This window comes from Streptomyces amritsarensis, from assembly GCF_001953875.1.
GTDB classification, from domain to species: domain Bacteria; phylum Actinomycetota; class Actinomycetes; order Streptomycetales; family Streptomycetaceae; genus Streptomyces; species Streptomyces amritsarensis.
Genome location: NZ_MQUR01000010.1, coordinates 32,252 through 49,422, shown reverse-complemented (window position 1 = coordinate 49,422; position 17,171 = coordinate 32,252). Strand labels below are relative to the sequence as shown.

Below are 17,171 nucleotides of genomic sequence, written 5' to 3'. Positions count from 1 at the left end.
GGGCGCGCCGGGCAGGGAGAAGGGGCCGTTCGGCGACATCCGAACGGCCCCGGCCGCTGGGGGGAGGACGCGGCCCTACGGGAGGTCTGTCGCGATGATCTTCTCGATGTTGCGCTCGGCGAGCGCGGTGATGGTGACGAACGGGTTCACGCTGGCGTTTCCGGGGATCAGCGCGCCGTCGATCACGTACAGGCCGGTGTAGCCGTGCAGACGGCCGTAGTTGTCGGTCGCCCGGTCGAGGACGGCGCCGCCGAGCGGGTGGTAGGTGAGGGTGTCGTGCCAGATCTTGTTGCCGCCGAACAGGTCGGTCCGGTAGATGGTCCCCTCCCTGGAGTTGATCTTGTCGAAGATGGTCTTCGCCATGCTGATGGAGGGCTGCTTCCAGGCCGTCTGCCAGCTCAGGTCCGCCCTGCCCGTCGCGGCGTTCCAGGTGAACTCGGCGCGGTGGGGGTTCTTCGTGATCGACAGGTAGAAGGAGGCGTAGGTCTCGATCCCGGTGGGCAGCGGGGCGACCTCGGCGAAGGCGCCGCCGGCGTCCCAGTTGTCGATGCCGGAGCAGGGGATCGTCGACTGGAGCTTGCCGGTCGGGTCCCACATGTGGTTGGCGCGGCCGCACATGACGTTGCCGTTCTCGCCCCAGCCCCTGCCCACCTCGCCGTTGAGGTTCGCCAGCGCCCCGGTCGCCTTCAGCTTGACCAGAAGCTTGGCTGTGCCGACACTGCCGGCCGCGAAGAACACCCGGTCGGCGGTGACGGTCTTGGTGGCCACGGTGTCCCCGGTGGTGTCGATCTGGTCGATGGCGACCGTGTAGCCGCCGCCCGCGGCGGGGGAGACCGAGGTGACCTTGTGCAGCGGCGAGATGGTGACCCGGCCCGTGGCCCTGGCCTGGGCGAGGTAGGTCTGCACCAGCGACTTCTTGCCGTGGTTGTTGCCGTAGAGGATCTCCCCGGCCAGGGCGGACCTGGTGGCGGTGCCTGCGGCCTCCCGCTTCATGTAGTCCCAGTCGTACACGTCGGGTACGAAGGTCCAGGCGAAGCCGGACCGCTGGGCGTGCTTGCGGCCGACGCGGGAGAACTGGTAGCAGTCGGCGGTGTCGAACCAGGCCGGGTCGACCATCCCGACCCCGAGTCCGGCGTTGGCCCGAGGGTAGTAGGTGTCGTACATCTCGTCGGCGTCCACCGACGGGAGGACGGAGGCGAAGTTCGCCCGCTTGGGCGTGACCGCCATACCGCCGTTGACCAGGGAGCCTCCGCCGACGCCGCGGCCCTGGTAGACGGTGATGCCGGCGAAGTCCTCGGCGTCCAGGATCCCGGTGTACTTGGGGACGTCCTTGTCGATGGGGAAGCCGAGGAAGTTGCTGAGCGGGGCCTTGGTCCGGGTGCGGAGCCAGAACGAGCGGTAGTCCGGGCTGGTCACCTTCGGGAAGACCTTGCCGTCCGGGCCCGGGGTGTCCCAGTTCATGCCCATCTCGATCATCTGCACGTCCACACCGGCCTGCGCCAGTCGCAGCGCCGCGACCGACCCGCCGTAGCCGGTGCCGATGACGAGGACCGGGACGCGGGCGCCGTCCGCGATCGGTGCGGGTGCGGCGGCCGTGGCCGCGGCGGCCTGGGCGGGGGTGAGGTGACCGGCCAGGGCCAGTGCCCCAATTATGGAACCTGTTCCACCCAGAAATCCGCGGCGTGAAATTCCATTGGAGCCTCTTTCGGGCAGGGTGTTGTCACCCATGTGACGTTCCTCACTCTCGATGGAATGGGAACGAGTTCTACTGCCGCCCGCGTGTGAAGTCACTACATACGTCTAGGTAACTTTCGGTCGATCAGGAGCCCCCGGCGGCCGGTTCCCGGCCCCGGACCCAGCCCACGACGAGCAGTGACGCGACCGCGGCGAAGGCGCACCAGGTGGAGGCGAATTCCAGCCGCCACAGCGCTGAGCAGGCCAGCGCCCCCGCCGCCAGGACCACGCCGAGGATCCGCAGCCGCCGGTCCCCGGCCAGCAGCAGCGAGCCCAGCGTGGCGAACAGATAGCCCGTCAGGACCAGCGGCATCCACGGAACATTCACGCCGTAGCCGATGGTGCGGCCCCGGATCTCCGCCGTCACCGGCCGCGTCGCGAGGGTGTACGCGAGGACCGCGGCGGTCGCGAGACCGACGGCCACCGGCCCCCAGAGGCGGCGCCGCACCCCGGGCGCGGCCGCGAGGAGCACCCCGGCCGGGACCCACACCGCCAGCAGGGGCAGGGCGATCACGGCCCAGGCGGTGGCGGCCGGGGAGCAGCCGCCGCCCGAGTCCCAGACCGCGGCCTCCACCAACTGGTGCACCCCCAGCAGCAGCGGCAGCGCCGCGACCGGCAGGTCGCGCGCCCGCCGTACGCGCGCCACGCAGACGAGTCCGACGGCGGCGACGGCCGTGCCGGCCGCCAGATCGGCCGTCGCGCTCCAGCACACGGGGATCAGTCCGGCGCCGCGCGGTCGCCCCGCTCGCGGGGTTCGAGCGGTGGTGCCGACACCGCGCAGTAGGTGTGGCACTGGGGATGGCACGCCGGGGACACGGGGGAGCGCACGGTCGCCCAGGCCACGGCGGCGCCGGCCAGGAAGGCCCCGGTGCACCAGAGCATGGCCCGCCCGAACGCGGCGTCGAACTGCGCGGCCGAGCGGTACGCGTCGGGCCCCATCCCGGACAGCAGCGGCAGCGCCGCCACCGCGAGCAGCCCGGCGGCGCGCGCCGCCGCGTTGTTGATGCCGCTGGCCAGTCCCGCCCGGCCGGGATCCACCGAGGCCAGCACGGTCGACGTCAGCGGCGCGACCAGGGCCACCAGGCCCATGCCCATCACGACCATCGCGGGCAGCACGTCCCGCACGTACGAGGCCGCGGGCCCCACCCGCAGCATCAGCAGCGTCCCCACCGCGCACAGCACCGGCCCCACCGTGAGCGGGACGCGCGGTCCGATCCGCTCCCCGAGCTCACCCGAGCGCGCCGACAGCAGGAGCATCAGCAGGGTCGTCGGCAGCATCGCGGCCCCCGCGGCCAGCGCCGAATACCCGGACACCACCTGGAGCTGGAGCACGACGAGGAAGAAGAACCCCCCGATGGCCGCGTACACGCACAGGGTGACGAGGTTGACGGAGGTGAACAGCCGGGACGCGAAGATGTCCGGCGGCACCATCGGGTCGGCCCGGCGCCGCTCCACATACACGAAGGCGGCGCCCAGCAGCACCCCGAGCAGCGCCGCGACGATCACGGCCGCCGATCCGGACCGGGCTTCGATCAGGGCGTAGGTGACGAGCCCCAGGGCGCCCGCACCGAGTGCCGCGCCGACCACGTCGAACCGCCCGCGCGCCTGCGGATCCCTGGATTCCGGTACGTATCGCAGGGCGACCGGCACGCACACCGCGGCCAGCGGAACGTTCAGCAGGAAGACCCACCGCCAGCCGGGCCCGTCCACCAGCCAGCCGCCGAGGAACGGCCCCACCGCCGCGCCCACCCCGCCGAAACCCGACCACAGGCCGATCGCCCGCCCCCGGTCCTCGGCGCGGATCGACGCCTGGATCAGGGCCAGGGAGCCCGGCGCCAGCAGTGCCCCGCCGATGCCCTGCAGGGCCCGGGCGGCGATCAGCACCCCGGCGTTCGGCGCGATCCCGCACAGCAGCGAGCCGACGGCGAACCACACCACGCCGAGTGTGAAGATCCGGCGCCGCCCGAAGCGGTCGCTCAGCGAGCCGCCCACCAGGATCAGTCCGGCCAGCGTCAGCAGGTAGGCGTTCACCGTCCACTGGAGCACGGCCATGTCGGCGTCGAGATCCTCCCCGATGCGCGGCAGTGCCACGTTCACCACGGTCCCGTCCAGCATGGCCATGGTCGATCCGAGCACCGTGGTCAGCAGGATCCACCGGCCGCGCGCCGAGGCGAGCGGGACGGCGGGTCCGGGCGGCGTGTCAGGCGACTCGGCGGGCACGGTCATGCCTTCAGGCTGGCCCGCCGGGCACGGAAGGGCCACCGGGGCGCGGCGGCGCGCTGCGCGGATCGACGGCGTGTCCTGGGGCGGGGAACGGCTCATAAGGCCCTCTTGTAATGAGCATGACGCCTCCTTCACCATGACCCGCGCACGTCACGCGCACCCTTCCCGCACATCCCGCACACGGCGTACGAGGAGACAACACGTGGCCCAACGCGACCAGCGGTCCTCAGGAGCCTGGAGGCCCACAAGGCCGGGCAGCTCCGCACGGTCCTTACGCACGGCGCTCGCCGCCCTCACCTCGGTCCTGCTGCTCCCGCTCGGCGCGGGCGCCGCCGCGGCCGCACCGGATCCCGGGCCCAGCACCCCGAGCGCGGCCGAGCGCAAGATCGAACCCAAGCTCCGCGCCCAGCTCGACGGCTCCGCCAAGGCCGTCTTCTGGGTCTACCTCGACAGCGCCGCCGACCTCACCGCCGCGGGGAAGCAGCAGACCCGCGCCGCCAAGGCCGAGACCGTGCTGAGGACGAAGAAGGACCACGCCGCGCGCAGCCAGGCCGACGTCATCAAGGCCCTGGAAGGCGCCGGGGCCGAGTACACCTCGTACTGGATCGTCAACGCCGTGCGCGTCGTCGGCAGCGAGAAGCTCGCCGGGACGCTCGCGCAGCGCCCCGAGGTGGCCAGGATCGACGCCGACGACAAGGTCGACCTCCCCAAGCCCGCCGAGGGCAAGCGCGAGCAGGCCGTCGCCGACGCCGTCGAGTGGAACATCGACCGGGTCAAGGCCCCGCAGGTGTGGGACCGGATCGGGGTGCGCGGCGAGGGCATCGTCGTCGCCAACATCGACAGCGGCGTCGACTTCACGCACCCGGCCGTCGCCAACCAGTACCGCGGCAGGAACGCCGACGGCAGCCACTCCCACGCCTACAACTGGTTCGACCCCGCGGGCGTCTGCGCCGGCGCCGCACCGTGCGACAACAACGACCACGGCACCCACACCATGGGCACGATGGTCGGCGACGACGGCGGCGCCAACAAGATCGGCGTCGCCCCCGGCGCCAAGTGGATCGCCGCCAAGGGCTGCGAGTCCAACTCCTGCTCCGAGGCCTCGCTGCTCGCCTCCGGCCAGTGGATCGTCGCCCCGACCGACCTGAACGGGCAGAACCCGCGGCCCGACCTCGCCCCGCACATCGTCAACAACTCCTGGGGCGGCACGGGCGGCGACAGCTGGTACCAGCAGATCGTCGACACCTGGCGGGCCGCCGGCATCTTCCCGGCCTTCTCCAACGGCAACGCCGGACCCGGCTGCTCCACCAGCGGCTCGCCCGGTGACTACGCCAGCTCCTACAGCTCCGGCGCCTTCGACATCAACAACACGATCGCGTCCTTCTCCTCGCGCGGCGCGGGCCCCGGCGGCATCGTCAAGCCGAACATCTCCGCCCCGGGCGTGAACGTCCGCTCCTCCGTCCCCGGCGGCGCGTACGAGGCCTTCTCCGGCACCTCCATGGCCTCACCGCACACCGCGGCCGCCGTGGCCCTGCTGTGGTCCGCCGCCCCGGCCCTGGAAGGCGACATCGCGCAGACCGAGTCGCTCCTGGACGGCACCGCCCTGGACACCGACAGCAGCCAGTGCGGGGGCAACGCCGCCGACAACAACGTCTTCGGCGAGGGCCGGCTCGACGTCCTCGCCGCCGTCGACGCCGCCCCGCGCGGCGCGCTCGGCGCCCTCGGCGGCACCGTCCGCTCCGGCGGCCAGCCCCTCGCGGGCGTGAAGGTCACCGCCGACGGCCCGATCGACCGTACGGCCACCACGGCGGCCGACGGCAGCTACTCCTTCCCGGCCCTCTCGGTGGGCGAGTACACCCTGACCGCCGCCAAGTTCGGCTACGGGCAGCAGACCGCGACCGCCACCGTGACCGAGAACGGCACCGCCACCGGCGACTTCACCCTCACCCAGGCCGCCTCCGGCAAGGTCACCGGCACCGTCGCCTCGGCCTCCGGTCCGGCCGCCGGAGCCTCCGTCACCGTCGCCGACACCCCGGTGACCGCGACCGCCGACGCACAGGGCCGCTTCGAGGTCACCCTGCCGCACGGCACCTACCGGGTGAACGCCACCCACGCCTCCCGCTGCCTCAGCGGCGGCACCGCCGAGCTCACCGTCGGCGGCGACACCACCGTCACCGTGAACCTGCCCGAGCGCACCGACGGCTACGGCTACGCCTGCGCCACCGCCGACCGGCCGTACGCCGCGGGGAGCCGGCAGCTCGCGCTGACCGGCGACAACACCACCGAACGGGTCGACCTGCCCTTCCCGCTGCCGCTGTACGGCAAGACCTACGCCCAGGCCTGGATCGGCACCAACGGCACGGTCAGCTTCGGCGGCAACCACACCGGCGACATCAACGGCGACCTGCCGAGCACGGCAACGCCCAACGCGGCGCTGTACCCCTTCTGGGACGACCTGGTCGTCGGCGCGGCGGGCAGCGGCTCGGGCGTCTTCACCGCGGTCACCGGCACCGCCCCGCACCGCGCCTACGTGATCGAGTGGCGCGAGGTGTCCCACTGGTCGGCGCAGGCCGACAAGTTCTCCTTCTCCGCGGCCATCGGCGAGGACGGCACCGTCGCCTACACCTACAAGGGCACCGGCGGCACCGGTATCAAGGGCGGCTCCACGGCCACCGTCGGCGTGGAGAACGCCACCGGAACCGACGCCTTCAAGTACTCCTTCAACACCCCCGTCATCACGAACGGCCTCTCCATCGCCTTCCGCACCACCAAGAGCGGTGTCGTCGCCGGCCGGGTGCTCGACGCCAACGACGGGGGCGGCGTCGCGGGCGCCACGGTGACCGTCGGCACGGGCGACACCGCCGTGTCGGCGACCACGGCCGCCGACGGCGGGTACGTCGTCCAGAGCCCCTCCGGCTCGCGCACCGTCTCCCTCGCGGCGCCGCAGTACCAGTCCGCCACGGCGACCGTGGACGTCAGGGCCGCCGACGTCACGACGGTGACGCAGTCCCTGCGCACCGGCAGGGTGACGGCGTCCAAGCCGGCCCTGGAGGTCGTGCTCCCGGCCGACCAGCAGCGGACCCGGACCCTGGACCTCACCAACCCTGGCCTGGGCACGGCGTTCACGGTGTCCGAGGACGCGGGCTGGCTGACGGCCACGCCGGCCGCCGGCGACCTGCCGACGGGCGGGAAGGTCCCCGTCACCCTCACGGTCGACACGACCGGACTGGCCGCCGGCACCGTCCTGACGGCCGACCTGAAGATCGCCTCGGCGAGCGGCCGCACCCCGGTCCTCACCGTCCCGGTCAAGGTCGTCGTCCCGCGCTACCAGGTCGCCCTGGACGCGGGCTCCGGCTACGGCACCACCGACGCCCTCGGCGACGCCTGGTCCCCGGACCGCATGTACACGGCGGGCTCCTACGGCTACCAGGGCAACAGCACCGCACGGTCCACCGGCCGCACCATCGCCGGCACGGACGAACAGCGGCTCTTCCGCAACGCCCGCGAGGGCATGTACGAGTACCGCTTCGACAACGTCCCCAACGGCACCTACACGGTGGAACTCGGCTTCGCGGAACTCTCCTCCACCAAGCCGAACAAGCGCGTCTTCGACGTCCTCGCCGAGGGCACGCAGGTCCTGCCCTCCCTCGACATCGCCCTGGAGGCGGGCACCTACACGGCCCTGACCCGCACCTACACGGTCACGGTCACCGACGGGGTGCTCAACGTCCGCTTCGTGACGCACTCCGGCTTCGGCAAGCCCCTGCTCAACACCCTCCGGGTGACCGACCGCCCCGACAAGAGCTAGTCCGGCGCGTCGCGTGAGGGGGCGGGGCGCCCGCCGGCCCCGCCCCCTCCTTCCGGCCCGGGCGCCGCCGCCTTCCGGCCCATTCGGGTGGCGGGCGCGGCGGATCCGCGCGACCTGCCGCGGGCCCGCGGCCCGGGTCGTTAGCGTGAGCGACCATGACGCTCCTGAGCGACCAGGCAGACGCCGTCCGGGCCCTCGTCGAGTCGGCCGATCCCGCGGCGGTGTGGGCCGTCGGCGGACCCGACGGCCCACACGCCGGTTCGGGCACGGCGGACGAGGCCCACGACGTCGCAGGCCTCACCGCCGTCCTCGCACTGTGGCCGGCCGTCGGCACGCTCGTCGACGAGGGCGCCCTGCGGCTCCACACCCCGCTCACCGCGTACGGGGACGAGGCCGCCGCGGGCACCCCCGCCGGGACCACCGCCCACCATCTGCTCACCCGCCCCGGGGGCACGGCCGCCCTCACCCGCCTCGTCGAGCACCTCTCCGGCAGCACCCTCGCCGAGCTGGCGGCCGTACGGGTCTGGAAGCCGCTCGGCATGACCCGCACCCGCCTCGCCGACGGCACCCTGCGCGCACCCGTCGCCGACCTCGCCCTCTTCCTGGGGCACCTCCTTCACCCGAGTGAGCCGAGTGACCCGAGCGGCCCGAGTGGTGGGGGCGACGGGGGTGACCCGGTCGGACCGGGCCCCCTCACCCGCGCCTGGACGGCCGAGTCCCTCCGCATCCGCACGGGCGAACTCACCCCCGCCCGCGGACTCCTCTGGCACCCCGCCCCGCACGGCGTCTGGACCCACCACGCCCCCACCGACCCCGGCCCCGCCGTCTGGATCTCCCCCCGCCACGGCCGCTGGGCGGTCCTCCTCCCGGCCGCCCGCGGCCCCCTGCGCACCACCTTCCGCGAGGCCGTCTTCACCCCGGACGCGCCCGTGCGCAGCAGCGGGCCGGGACGGATCCCCCGGGCGTAGCGCTCGGAGCGCGCGCCGCGCAGGCGGGACGTACGGTGATGCCGAAGTCGCCGACCGTTGTCGTCGTTCCCGCCGCGGAGGTACACGGATGCGTACGGTCCAAGGGGCCGCCCTCGACGGCATCAGGGCCCGGGTACGGGCCCTCGCGGAACGGACCGGGCTGCCGGTGCGGTCCGCGCGGGGCGAACCCCCCGAGCACGGCGGCGCGGCCGTCGGGCTGCGCCCCGAGGAGTACGCCGGCCCGCCGCGCCGGGGCGGAACACCGCCCGCGGACCTCGGACCGGCCGGGCCACCGCTCGGCGCGGAGGCCCCCGGCCGCCGGACATCCGCCAGGGCAGCCCTGCGCAGGACGCCCGCAGGGCCCGCCGGCACCCCCGCACTGCCCGCGCCCGCCGTGTCCCCCGCGGCCGCGACCACCGTCTTCGCCGCCCTCGGCGCCCTGCTCTCCGGCACCGGCCGGCCCCGCCCGCGCCGGCGGCGGCCGGACGGGGCGCACGCCTCCGCCGCCGCCCTCCGCGCCCTGCGCGCCCGCCACGGGGACGCGCCCGCGCTCGTCCGCACCCGGTCCGGCAAGACCCTCCTCGTCCTCCTCGACCCGCGGGACCTGCGCCGCTTCTACGCCGAACCCGTCAGCGTCCTCGCGGCGGACCCGCCGCAGAAATGCCGGGGCCTGAGCACGCACGAGCCCGACCCCGACGGGGACGGCGCCGGATGCGTCCGCGGTGAACAGCGCACCGGGCGGCGGCGGATGAACGAGGACGTGCTGGCCGCCGGAGTCCCCGTGCACCCCTCGGCCGGCCCGATCCTGGCGGCCGTCGCCGAAGAGGCCCGGCACCTCACCGCCGCCGGCAGCCTCGAACTCTCCCGCGCCCGCAACGCCGTGAACCGGGCCGCACGGCGGATCGTGCTCGGCGACCCGGCCGCCGAGGACGACGAACTCGCCGGATGGCTCACCCAGTTGCGCGCCCAGGACAAGCGCCCGCGCGGCGGCCCGAGGCGCGCCGCGCGGTCCGTGCACGACAAGGCCCGCGCCCGCATCGGCGAGTACGTCCGGCACGCCGGCGACGACACCCTCGCCGGCCGCGCCGCGCGCCACGGCGACCCCGAAGGCGCCGTCGACTGCGAAGACGAGGCCCGGCTCTGGCTCCTGGCCATGGACGCCGTGCCCGACACCCTGCTGCGCACGCTGCTCCTGCTCGGCGCGCACCCCTGCGAACAGGACACGGCCGCCGCCGAAGCGGCCGCCGAGGTCGCCGCCGGACCGGCCCGGGGCGAACTGCCCAGGCTGCGGGCCTGCGTCCGCGAGTCGCTGCGCCTGTACCCGGTGGTACCCGACCTGATCCGCGTCACCCGCGGCGAGACCGAATGGCGCGGCGTGCGCCACCCGGCCGGCACCTCGGTGCTCCTGCCCGCCGCGTTCCACCAGCGCGACCCCGAGCGGGTACCGGCGGCGCATGTCTTCGTACCGGGCCGGTGGAAGAACCCGGGCGCCGACCAGGACATCCGGCTGGCGCCCTTCAGCCACGGCGAGGGGCGCTGCCCCGGCGACCAGCTCGGACTGATGATCACTGCGGCGTTCTGCGCCGAGGTGCTGCGCGGCCACCGCGTCACCGGCACCCGGCCGGTCCTCGACCCGGTCGGACCGCTGCCCGTGACGCTGGACCCCCACGGCATCCGGCTCGCCCTCACCCGGCGCTGACGCGCACCCCCCGTCCGCGCCGCCCCACCCGTACCGCTCCGCCCCGCACTCCTCCCACCCTGCCGAAACCCACGAGGATCCCATGTCCGACGCCGCGACCTCCGCGTCCACCGCCCCGGACGCCGACCAGCTCGACGCCCCGTGCCGCACACTCGCCGAGGCCGCCGACGCGGTCGGCGAGGCCGCCCGCTACGCCTCCGGCCTTGCCTTCGGCGCCCGCCTGCCCGCGGCGGCACTCGCCAGGGGCGGCCGCAGCAGGCGGGGCTGGCGCACCCTGCTGCGCACCCTCACCGATCCGGCGGGCCTCGGCTGGGCCGCGCGCGGCCGGGGCGCCGCCCGCGCCGGCCGGCTCGCGGGGGTCCTGGCCGGCCGGGAGAGCCTCGCCATCAGCATCGCCGTCTGCGGACTCAAAGCCCGGATCCGGGCGGTGAGCGCGGGCCGCCCCGAACTCCTGGAGGACCCCGGCACCGCGGCGGTCCTGCGGGCCGTCGAGGCCGGCCGACAGGCCGAGGCCGTCCGACTGTTCCGCGGCATCATGCGCGAGCGGGGCGCCGAGCACGCGTTCTCCCTGCTGGCGCCGTCCTTCGCCGACATCCTCGCCTGGAACGCCCTGACCGACGCCAACCCCTTCAACGACCACGCCGGGTGGCAGGTCGCCACCGGCCGGGCCGAGCCCGCCCGGCCGCTGCTCGGACTCGGCGCCGCCCTGTGGGCCTTCTGCGACAGCGGCCCGGGCCTGCCCGCGCGGCCCCCCTCGGGGCCCGCCCCCGAACGCGGTCCCGTCCGGCGCCGCGTCACGGACCGGCCGCCCCAGCGGCCGCGGCCGCTCCGTCCGGCACCGCGGCCCCAGGGCGCCGGCCTGCAGGGCCACGCGGCCGCGCTGCGCACGCACGCGGTCCGGCTGCGCAGGGCCGCGGCCTGGACGCCGGGATGGCACGGCGAGACCGAGGCCCTGCGGGCCGAGGTCGAGAACCTCGCGGACCGCTGCGCGACCGCGGCCGGCGGCCTCGCCCTCGCCGCAGCCCAACTGCAAGGCCCCGGACGGGACCGGGTCCGGCCGGACCTACGGCACGAGTGACAGCGGCAGGACACAGCCCGGCCGGCCACCGGATCACCGCAGCCTGCCCAGGGCGGCCAGGGCCCGCTCGGCGACCTCCTCCGGGGAGCCGGCCACGTCGACCGATACGCCGAGCTCGTCCTCCTGGAGCGGCTCCAGCGTGGCGAACTGCGACTCCAGCAGGGTGGCGGGCATGAAGTGGCCCTTGCGCGCCGCCATCCGCTCCTCGATCAGCTGCCGCTCACCGGTGAGGTGCACGAAGACGACCCCGGGGGCCGCGGCACGCAGCCGGTCGCGGTAGGCGCGCTTGAGCGAGGACGCGGCGATCACGCCGCCGCCCGTCCCGGCGCGGTTGCGGATCCACTCGCCCACGGCGTCCAGCCACGGCCACCGGTCCGCGTCGTCCAGCGGGTGGCCGGCCGCCATCTTGGCGACGTTGCCCGCCGGGTGGAAGGCGTCGCCCTCCGCGTAGGGAAGGCCGAGCCGTGCCGCGAGCAGCCGGCCCACGGTCGTCTTGCCCGTGCCGGCCACGCCCATCACCACCATGACGCGCTGGGTGCCCACGTCCACCTCGCTGTCCTCGTCGACATCCACCCCCCGTACCACGTCCCCTCCGCGCAGGGGATCTTCACAACAGATCACCGGGGAGGCGCTTCGGCCATAATGGCCGCGAACGGCACAAGCAGTGGAGACGCCGGGCCACGCGGTGGTCCGGCAGGAGAGGGAGCCCCCGATGGACGTGCAGCACTTCGAGCGGATCACCGCATTCATCGAGGCGCGGCTGACCCCGCTGTTCGACGAGGCGACGGGCAGCGAGCACGGCTTCGCGATGGACGACACCTCCCGCGCACTGCGCGCGCTGCGCAACTCCGTGCTGGAGGCTTCGGCCGTCAAGGGCCTCATCGACCGGCGGGAGTTTGCCGAGCCGGCCACGCGCCGCGTCATCGACCAGTCCGTCGAGCACAACTGGGACGTGCTGCGCGGCATCGCGCGCCAGTGGGAGGACCACGCCGACTTCCGCCACGAGTTCAAGCACCACGCCTGGGAGTTGGACCACCACCACGCCGCCGCGCAGGCCTGACCCGGCCGGTCGGCGGACCGCCGCCGCACGGTGCTCCCGCACCGTGCGGCCCGCCGACCGCCGGCCGCCGGTCGCGGACGTCACGGGCCGGGTTCCGCCGACTTGCGCGGCGTGGTCTGCTGGACCGCCCAGCCGTTGCCGTCCGGGTCGGAGAAGTAGACGAAGGAGCCCCACGGCAGGTCCTGGATCTCCGTCACCTCGACGCCCCGGCCGCGCAGGTCCTCGTACGCCTCCTCGATGTCGGTGACGACGACCTGCATGTTGTCGAGGGAGCCCGGGGTCATCCGGGTGAGGCCCCTGCCGATCGCGATCGAGCAGGCCGACCCCGGCGGGGTCAGCTGCACGAACCGGATGTCCTCGCTGACGGTGACGTCGTGGTCGGCGTTGAAGCCGAGCTTCTCGTAGAACGCCTTGGCCCGGTCGACATCGGTGACGGGCACGGCGACGAGTTCGAGTTTGATGTCCATCACAGCATCATGCTCCCCGCACCGGTGCCGCGCCGTCGGATACCGCGGCGGCGGGCGTGTCCGCCGCCGCGAACTGCGTGCGGTACAGCTCCTCGTACCGGCCTCCCGCCGCCAGCAGCGCGGTGTGCGTGCCCCGTTCCACGATCCGGCCCTCCTCCACCACGAGGATCAGGTCGGCCGCCTGCACCGTCGACAGCCGGTGCGCGATCACCACGGCGGTGCGGCCCGCGAGGGCCTCGGCCAGGGCCTCCTGCACCGCCGCCTCGGAGGTCGAGTCCAGGTGCGCGGTGGCCTCGTCGAGGACCACGACCCGCTGCCGGGCCAGCAGCAGCCGGGCGATGGTCAGCCGCTGCCGCTCGCCGCCGGACAGCCGGTAGCCGCGCTCCCCGACCACCGTGTCCAGCCCGTCCGGCAGCGAGGCGACCAACCCGTCCAGCCGGGACCGGCGCAGAGCCTCCCAGATCTCCTCCTCGGCGGCGTCCGGCCGGGCCAGCAGCAGGTTGGACCGTACCGACTCGTGGAAGAGGTGCCCGTCCTGGGTGACCATGCCGAGCGTCTCGCGGATCGAGTCGGCCGTCAGGTCCCGTACGTCGACCCCGCCGAGCCGGACCGCGCCCGCGTCGGCGTCGTACAACCGCGGCAGCAGCTGCGCGATGGTGGACTTGCCGGCGCCCGAAGAGCCCACCAGGGCGACCATCTGGCCGGGCTCGGCTCGGAAGGACACCTCGTGCAGGACCTGCGTGCCGCCGCGGGCGTCGAGGGCGGCGACCTCCTCCAGCGAGGCGAGCGAGACCTTGTCCGCGGCGGGGTAGCCGAAGGACACCCGGTCGAACTCCACCGCCACCGGACCCTCCGGCACCCGGCGGGCGTCCGGCTTCTGCGCGATGAGGGGCTCGAGGTCGAGGATCTCGAAGACCCGCTCGAAGCTCACCAGCGCGCTCATCACCTCGACGCGGGCCCCTGCGAGGGAGGTCAGCGGGGCGTACAGGCGGGTCAGGAGCAGGGCGAGGGCGACGACGGAACCGGCGTCCAGGGTCCCGCGCAGGGCGTAGTAGCCGCCGAGTCCGTAGACCAGCGCCAGGGCGAGGGCCGAGACCAGGGTGAGGGCCGTGATGAAGGCCGACTGGGCCATCGCCGTACGGATCCCGATGTCCCGCACCCGGGCCGCCCGGACCGCGAACTCCGCGGACTCCTCGGCGGGCCGCCCGAACAGCTTGACCAGCGTCGCGCCGGGCGCCGAGAACCGCTCGGTCATCTGGGTGCCCATCGCGGCGTTCAGCGCCGAGGCCTCCCGCTGCATCGCCGCCATCCGGGCCCCCATCCGGCGGGCCGGCAGGACGAACACGGGCAGCAGTACCAGCGCCAGGAGGGTGATCTGCCAGGAGATGCTCAGCATCACGGTGAGGGTCAGCAGCAGGGTCACGGTGTTCCCGACCACTCCCGACAGGGTGTTGGCGAAGGCCCGCTGGGCGCCGATGACATCGTTGTTGAGGCGGCTGACGAGGGCTCCGGTCCGCGTGCGGGTGAAGAAGGCGACCGGCATCCGCTGCACGTGGTCGAAGACCGCCGTCCGCAGATCCAGGATCAGCCCCTCGCCGAGGGTGGCGGAGAGCCGGCGGGCCAGCAGCCCGAGCCCTGCCTCCGCGACCGCGATCACCGCGATGAGCAGGGCGAGCCGGGTCACCGCGGCGCTGTCGCGGCCGTCCACGATGGCCGTGACCACCCGGCTGGCGAGCACCGGGGTGGCCACCGCCAGCAGGGCGGTCACCACACTCAGCAGGAGGAAGAGAACGAGCCCGCGGCGGTGCGGGCGGGCGAAGGCGGCCACGCGGCGCAGACCGTCCCGGGAGAGGGGGCGACGGTCCTGCTGTGCGTTGATCGCGCTGTGCAGCGATGTCCAAGCGGTGACTTCCATGTCCATGACCCGAACGCTAGGACCTCGACCAAACTTGAGGTCAAGGTTTCGGCTCGGGACCCCCCGACCGGAGCAAATGCGGCCCCACGCATACGACTTCGGGACTCCTCCGCTGTCGGTGCCCGGTGGCATCATCGGGTCATGACGCAGGGATCCGAGTCCGTCCGTTTCGCCGAGGGCACCACCGGCACCGTCCTGCACCACTTCGAACGCTGGGCGCGGGACACACCCGAGGCACCCGCCCTCATCGCCGCCCCGCAGCACCCGGTCACCTACGCGGTACTGGACGCCCGGGCCAACCGGCTCGCACACCATCTGCTCGCCCGCGGCCTGCCGCCCGGCGGACTCGTCGCCGTCGGCACCACCCGGCACGACGAGATCGTCGTCTGCATCCTCGCCGTACTGAAAGCCGGCGGGTCCTACGCCGTCGTCGACGCCGAGACGCCCCGCACCGGACGCCGACAACTCGCCGCACTCGAGGCCTTCGCGCCCTTCGCCCTGCTCACCCACTCGCCCCACCGGGCCGCCCTCGACACGGCCACGGGCCTGCGCGCGATCCGGACCGACGACGACGCCACCGAGATCGCCGCCCGGCCCGGCTACGCACCGGACCTCGCGGAGACGCCCGACGGCCGCGCCCTCCGGGCCGCGGGCCGCGCGGCCGTCCTGTTCACGGCGAGCACCGAACCACGACCCGTGCCCGTCGGCCACTCCGTGCTGCTCGCCGCCCACTCGGGCTGGACCGAGCTGGCCCGGCCGACCCCGCAGGACCGGCACCTCATCACCGCCCGCCCGGACGTCACCGCCTTCGCCGCCGGCTGGACCCGGGCCCTGTGCACGGGCGGCGCGCTCGTCGTGCCCCCGGTCGCCTCCTGGCGTACCGAGCACTCCCACCAGATCCGCACGGCGGTCGAGGGCCAGCAGGTCACCGTCCTGCACACCGACCCCGCCGGGATCGCCGCACTGGTGATCGACGGCCCCAGGCCCACCGCCGCGGACCGCAGGTCCGGCCCCCGGCCGCTGCGCTCGCTGCGGCTGGCCACCGTCACCGGCGACCGCCTCCACCTCGACGAACTGGACGCCCTGCACACCCGGTTGCGGCCCGGTGTACGAATCCTCGACATCTACGGCCTCACCGAAACCGCCGGAGCGGGCACCTGCTTCGAACTGCCCCGGCTGCCCGCCCCCGTCGCCGAACCGGAGCGGCTCTCCCTGCTGGGCACCCCCTTCGCGGGATGCCAGGTCCACGTGCGGGGCGGCGAGATACACCTCACCCCGCCCGGCGGCGGCGACCCGATACCCACCGGCGACCTCGGCGTGCTCCGCCCCGACGGCCTGCTGGAGTACGCCGGCCGGATCCGGGACCGGATCCCCCTCCACGGAGGCTCCTTCGACCCCCACCCGGTCGAGGCGGCGATCCGCACCCATCCGGGCGTCGGCGCCGCCCTCGTCGGCCTCGTCGACGGTGTCGGCAAGGACGGGAAGCCCCGGCTCGTCGCCTACGTGTCCCCGCCGCCGGGCGACCCGGCCTGGGACGCCTCCGCACCGCTGCCCGAGGTCTACGGTCTGCGCAACCACCTGGCAGGCGTCGTCCTCAAGGAACAGACGCCCACGATCCTCGTCCGGCTGCGGGCCCTGCCGCGCAAGCGGGGCGGACAGGAGGACCGCTCCGCCCTGCCGCTGCCCACCCAGCCCGCCTCCGAGCAGCCCGCGCCGCACGGCAGCAAGTTCGCCCGGACGGCCGCCCACGCGGGTGACCCGGACGGCGGCCGCGTCGTTGCCGCCGGATGCCTGACGATCGTCCTGGCCTTCATCACCCTGGCGCTCACCAATGTCGTGTGGCCCGGATCCACGGACCTCTCCGCCGTGCCGTACCCGTGGGCGGCCCTGTTCTTCCTGCTCTACGTGGCCGAAAGCCTGGCCTTCGGTGCGGGCCTCGCCTTCCTGTTCACCGGCTACCGCCTGATCGAACGCCGGGAACGCGGCCGGCGCCCGGGCCGCATCAGGGCCGTCCACCTCGCCGCGAGCTACCTGTTGCTGGCCTGGTGGCCGCAGGACAACGCCTACCGCCTGGCGGCGAAACAGGACTGGCCCCTCCAGGCCCTCCTCGTCTACACCTTCAACATCCCCCTGATGATCGCGGGCCTCGTCGTGGCCGTCCACCTGGCCCGCAAGCCGTACTCGCCCTTCGACTTCGAAGACAGGACCTGACCGCCGAC

Annotated in this window: 12 protein-coding genes; 6 read left to right on the top strand and 6 right to left on the bottom strand. The window is 74.2% G+C overall.

Annotation, left to right across the window (positions count from 1 at the left end):
• Positions 1 to 75: 75 nt before the first annotated feature.
• From AVW11_RS06935 to AVW11_RS06925, 3 genes are all read right to left on the bottom strand, one after another.
• A complete protein-coding gene (locus tag AVW11_RS06935; RefSeq protein ID WP_060178389.1) occupies positions 76 to 1,728 on the bottom strand; it encodes a GMC oxidoreductase in 1,653 nt (550 codons plus the stop codon).
• 91 nt (positions 1,729 to 1,819) lie between these two features.
• Positions 1,820 to 2,446, bottom strand: coding sequence for a DUF6629 family protein (locus AVW11_RS06930; RefSeq protein ID WP_060178388.1), 627 nt, complete (start codon positions 2,444 to 2,446; stop codon positions 1,820 to 1,822).
• A 5-nt stretch (positions 2,447 to 2,451) separates the two neighbouring features.
• Positions 2,452 to 3,960 carry an MFS transporter gene (locus AVW11_RS06925; RefSeq protein ID WP_030843154.1) on the bottom strand — a complete coding sequence of 503 codons (1,509 nt, stop codon included), beginning with the start codon at positions 3,958 to 3,960 and terminating at the stop codon, positions 2,452 to 2,454.
• Positions 3,961 to 4,159: 199 nt separating this feature from the next.
• Here AVW11_RS06925 and AVW11_RS06920 point away from each other — a divergent pair, with 199 nt between their 5' ends.
• The 4 genes from AVW11_RS06920 to AVW11_RS06905 all read left to right on the top strand — a co-directional run bounded on the left by AVW11_RS06920 (position 4,160) and on the right by AVW11_RS06905 (position 11,510).
• Positions 4,160 to 7,765 carry a S8 family serine peptidase gene (locus AVW11_RS06920; RefSeq protein WP_240528138.1) on the top strand — a complete coding sequence of 1,202 codons (3,606 nt, stop codon included), beginning with the start codon at positions 4,160 to 4,162 and terminating at the stop codon, positions 7,763 to 7,765.
• A gap of 155 nt (positions 7,766 to 7,920) precedes the next feature.
• On the top strand, positions 7,921 to 8,733 hold the full coding sequence (locus tag AVW11_RS06915; protein WP_060178387.1) for a serine hydrolase domain-containing protein: 813 nt from the start codon (positions 7,921 to 7,923) through the stop codon (positions 8,731 to 8,733).
• Positions 8,734 to 8,821: 88 nt separating this feature from the next.
• On the top strand, positions 8,822 to 10,432 hold the full coding sequence (locus AVW11_RS06910) for a cytochrome P450 (RefSeq protein ID WP_076043520.1): 1,611 nt from the start codon (positions 8,822 to 8,824) through the stop codon (positions 10,430 to 10,432).
• Between the two features lie 82 nt (positions 10,433 to 10,514).
• Positions 10,515 to 11,510: a hypothetical protein gene (locus AVW11_RS06905; protein WP_051699764.1), complete on the top strand. Its 996-nt coding sequence runs from the start codon at positions 10,515 to 10,517 to the stop codon at positions 11,508 to 11,510.
• A 33-nt stretch (positions 11,511 to 11,543) separates the two neighbouring features.
• On the opposite strand, the gene AVW11_RS06900 is transcribed toward AVW11_RS06905, so the two are convergent.
• A complete protein-coding gene (locus AVW11_RS06900) occupies positions 11,544 to 12,035 on the bottom strand; it encodes a gluconokinase (RefSeq protein ID WP_381783858.1) in 492 nt (163 codons plus the stop codon).
• Positions 12,036 to 12,222: 187 nt separating this feature from the next.
• Between AVW11_RS06900 and AVW11_RS06895 the strand changes: the two genes are divergently transcribed.
• Positions 12,223 to 12,570, top strand: a complete 348-nt coding sequence (locus AVW11_RS06895) for a hypothetical protein (protein ID WP_076043519.1) — start codon at positions 12,223 to 12,225, stop codon at positions 12,568 to 12,570.
• Between the two features lie 80 nt (positions 12,571 to 12,650).
• Here AVW11_RS06895 and AVW11_RS06890 read toward each other — a convergent pair whose 3' ends face one another.
• The gene (locus tag AVW11_RS06890; RefSeq protein ID WP_030843135.1) at positions 12,651 to 13,037 is read right to left on the bottom strand and encodes a VOC family protein; all 387 of its coding nucleotides are present in this window, start codon (positions 13,035 to 13,037) and stop codon (positions 12,651 to 12,653) included.
• Between the two features lie 7 nt (positions 13,038 to 13,044).
• Positions 13,045 to 14,958, bottom strand: coding sequence for an ABC transporter ATP-binding protein (locus AVW11_RS06885; RefSeq protein ID WP_030843132.1), 1,914 nt, complete (start codon positions 14,956 to 14,958; stop codon positions 13,045 to 13,047).
• A 135-nt stretch (positions 14,959 to 15,093) separates the two neighbouring features.
• On the opposite strand from AVW11_RS06885, the gene AVW11_RS06880 reads away from it, so the two are divergent.
• Positions 15,094 to 17,163 (top strand): AMP-binding protein, encoded by a 2,070-nt coding sequence (locus AVW11_RS06880; protein WP_076043518.1) that lies wholly within the window; start codon positions 15,094 to 15,096, stop codon positions 17,161 to 17,163.
• Positions 17,164 to 17,171 lie beyond the last annotated feature (8 nt).

Bases quoted from the DNA above. Each gene is read 5' to 3' on its own strand.
- AVW11_RS06915 (WP_060178387.1), top strand. From the start codon at position 7,921: ATGACGCTCCTGAGCGACCAGGCAGACGCCGTCCGGGCCCTCGTCGAG.
- AVW11_RS06880 (WP_076043518.1), top strand. From the start codon at position 15,094: ATGACGCAGGGATCCGAGTCCGTCCGTTTCGCCGAGGGCACCACCGGC.
- AVW11_RS06890 (WP_030843135.1), bottom strand. From the start codon at position 13,037: ATGGACATCAAACTCGAACTCGTCGCCGTGCCCGTCACCGATGTCGAC.
- AVW11_RS06935 (WP_060178389.1), bottom strand. From the start codon at position 1,728: ATGGGTGACAACACCCTGCCCGAAAGAGGCTCCAATGGAATTTCACGC.
- AVW11_RS06925 (WP_030843154.1), bottom strand. From the start codon at position 3,960: ATGACCGTGCCCGCCGAGTCGCCTGACACGCCGCCCGGACCCGCCGTC.
- AVW11_RS06910 (WP_076043520.1), top strand. From the start codon at position 8,822: ATGCGTACGGTCCAAGGGGCCGCCCTCGACGGCATCAGGGCCCGGGTA.
- AVW11_RS06900 (WP_381783858.1), bottom strand. From the start codon at position 12,035: ATGGTGGTGATGGGCGTGGCCGGCACGGGCAAGACGACCGTGGGCCGG.
- AVW11_RS06905 (WP_051699764.1), top strand. From the start codon at position 10,515: ATGTCCGACGCCGCGACCTCCGCGTCCACCGCCCCGGACGCCGACCAG.
- AVW11_RS06885 (WP_030843132.1), bottom strand. From the start codon at position 14,958: ATGGACATGGAAGTCACCGCTTGGACATCGCTGCACAGCGCGATCAAC.
- AVW11_RS06895 (WP_076043519.1), top strand. From the start codon at position 12,223: ATGGACGTGCAGCACTTCGAGCGGATCACCGCATTCATCGAGGCGCGG.